Source organism: Anthropogastromicrobium aceti (assembly GCF_020687335.1).
Taxonomy (GTDB): domain Bacteria; phylum Bacillota; class Clostridia; order Lachnospirales; family Lachnospiraceae; genus Anthropogastromicrobium; species Anthropogastromicrobium aceti.
In genome coordinates this window covers 1-2,691 of record NZ_JAJEQN010000086.1, presented here as the reverse complement: position 1 = coordinate 2,691, position 2,691 = coordinate 1, and the positions used below count along the sequence as shown (strand labels likewise).

3 protein-coding genes are annotated in these 2,691 nt (G+C 40.1%); all 3 read left to right on the top strand.

The features are described from left to right. Positions 1-867, top strand: an 867-nt coding sequence (locus LKD48_RS16285) for an RHS repeat-associated core domain-containing protein (protein WP_308732637.1), incomplete at its 5' end; no start/stop codon positions are given. 65 nt (positions 868-932) lie between these two features. Then, on the top strand, positions 933-1,574 hold the full coding sequence (locus LKD48_RS16280; protein WP_227102493.1) for a hypothetical protein: 642 nt from the start codon (positions 933-935) through the stop codon (positions 1,572-1,574). Between the two features lie 503 nt (positions 1,575-2,077). Beyond that, positions 2,078-2,691 (top strand): hypothetical protein (locus tag LKD48_RS16275; protein WP_331466893.1); only part of this gene is annotated, 614 nt, incomplete at its 3' end.

Genomic DNA, 2,691 nt, shown 5'->3' with positions numbered 1-2,691 from the left:
AGATACCAGTACAACAGCTGGGGTAAGGTAACGTCCACACAGGATACAAGTGGCGTGTCCCTTGCAACGCTGAACCCGTTCCGCTACCGAAAATATGTCTACGATCCAGAGACAGGACTGTATTGTCTGGGAAGCCGCTATTATGATCCGGAAGTTGGAAGGTTTGTGAATGCGGATGACACGGATGTGATCTTTGCGAAGCCACAGGAATTAGGAAGTAAAAATCTGTACGCATACTGCGATAATAATCCAGTAGCAAGAGAAGACTATGCAGGAGAGTTTCCAATTCCATGTATTGTCGGCGCTGTTGTTGGAGCAGTAGTCAGCGGATTTTCTTATGTACTTTCGAGTGGAGGTGAAATTGATGGTGTTGAACTGGCAAAGTCATGCCTGGTAGGTGCAGTTTCAGGAGCGTTAGCGCCGCTGGGAGGGAATTTTTTAAAGGCAGCTGCGGTAATTAATGGAGTGAATACAGCAATTAATACAGAGGGAGATATTGTGACTCGTTTTATTTGTGGAGTATTTGAAGCAGGAGCTACATATGTTTCAGGTTTTACTGCTAATAATTGGACTGGAGAAAGAGTTGCTTTGGAAACAACCGCAGCGCAGATAATTGGAAATGCGGGAGTTGGTTATACTGTTGGTCAGACAGCAGAGCTTGCGGCGGTAGGACTTTCTGCGGCAGTAAGTTCTAAGTCATCAACTACAACTTCCAAAAATGTAAATCCAATAAAACCTAAAATTAGAACCACCTCAACGTCATCTGTTAAGAATGTGACAGTAGTATCAGGAAGAAAGAAGGTTACTAGCAAGATAAAAAAGTCAGTATCCCGGAATAAGAAGTTTCAGAGAGTATGTATGGCATAAATTGAATTAGAATCTAATGTTCAGGCAGGAGATTACTCCTGTCTGAATGGCGTGAAAGGAGAGGTATGAAAAAAAGATGTATTTGGAATTGGGATAAAAAGAAAAAAATAGAATGTTTGGATGAAAAGAGAAAACGGTCAAGATTTTTCGTTGTATTATCATTTTGGGGAGGAATTGTCATTGAAATAGGGATTCCGATTATAATATTGATTGTGTTGCTTCTTGATGCAATAATAAACAAACATATGCCATTTCAAAATGCAATGTTCAGTACAGGAATTCAATTTATAGTTTTGTTGCCATTTATGAGTTTTTGGGAATATATTGTTTACACACAAATATATAATGATATGATTTCTAATGGTGTTTATTATTTAAATGAAAGAGGAATTCAACTTGAATATTATCCTAACATTTGTAAAGAAATGTGTTGGGAGGAAATTGAGTTTATTGAAAGAAGAACAATACTGAATGATGTGAGAGAAGGAAGGCAGGCTAGTGAATGTGAAATTTTTTTTATTTGTAAAAAGGGGTGTACAGAAAAAGAAAAGAAGGTGAAAACAAGAGGAGAACATTTTTTTGTAAATCATAGAAAAAAGATTATATATATAGGATATTCAAAGGAACGTGAGGAGGAATTTCGTCAATATTGGGATAAAGAAATTCGAGATCAAAGAAAATGGACCAGAGGGATGAATCTTTTTTGAACCTCGGAGAATAAGAATTAGAAGCTTTTGAGTGCGTGACCCAACTGTGCTCAGAAAATATGAAATGCGATGAACGCAGTGCCAGACACTCTTATAATGAAGGGAGAATTAAGTTTGGAAAAAAGATGTATTTTGAATTGGGATCATGGGAAGAAAATCGAATATTTGGAAGAAAAGGGGAAAAAGCAAAGTTTGAAACTATATTTGGTAAGCCATGGTGACAGGTACGGTGGCTCACAATGTGTCCCTACTGGCTCGATATGTGTCCCCTGTAAAAAAGTCTGAAAGTTCAAGAAAAGAGCTTTCAGGCTTTTTTGTGTCTTTATTAGAATGCAGTAGAGTTGGAAAAAGAACAAAGGTTCGCAAACTTGAGCCACCAGGAACAATAATAAAACCACCGTACCTGTCCTCAATGTGGTCATGATGAGGGAGACCGAATTAAGAGTATTAAGCATGGTGGAACCACTTATGTATTTGATTATGATGGTTTCGGAAATCAGACAATGGTAAAGGCGGGCGACAAGACTCTTGAAAGTTACGGCTATGCACCAAACAATGGTCCACTCATAACAGTTGCCTATGGAAATGGCGATACGCAGGAAATCCTGTATGACAAAGAGGAGCGCATCCGAGCCAGACGATGGAATGGAGAAAGTACAGATGCCGTGCGTTATGAGTATGATGATTACGGTACACTGGAAAAGGAAACCGATCTGGTAAATGGACGTATTGACAAAGATCAGTATGACATGACTGGAAGACTCGTACAGAGCACTACTCTGGAGAAGAATACCGGGGCAGCAGGTGAGCCGACCGTGGCAAACACTCATACAGTGCAGTCACTTGAGATTGGTTATGACAATTATAATCGCGTAAATCGACTGGTGCAGAGCTTGGAGGGATCAAAGACAAAGACCGGACTGGTGTACGGTGATGCATCAAAGGCGCAGCGACCAGGATTATCCTATGGACTTACTGTCGATGGAACACAAAGACAAAGTTTAGCTTATGATGCGATGGCACGATGCACAAAGGAAACTGTGACACTTCCGGGTGGACAGACACGAGAAAACCGCTTTACTTATGGAACCCTTCATCATCTGACCGATATGGACAG

Bases quoted from the DNA above. Each gene is read 5' to 3' on its own strand.
- LKD48_RS16280 (WP_227102493.1), top strand. From the start codon at position 933: ATGAAAAAAAGATGTATTTGGAATTGGGATAAAAAGAAAAAAATAGAA.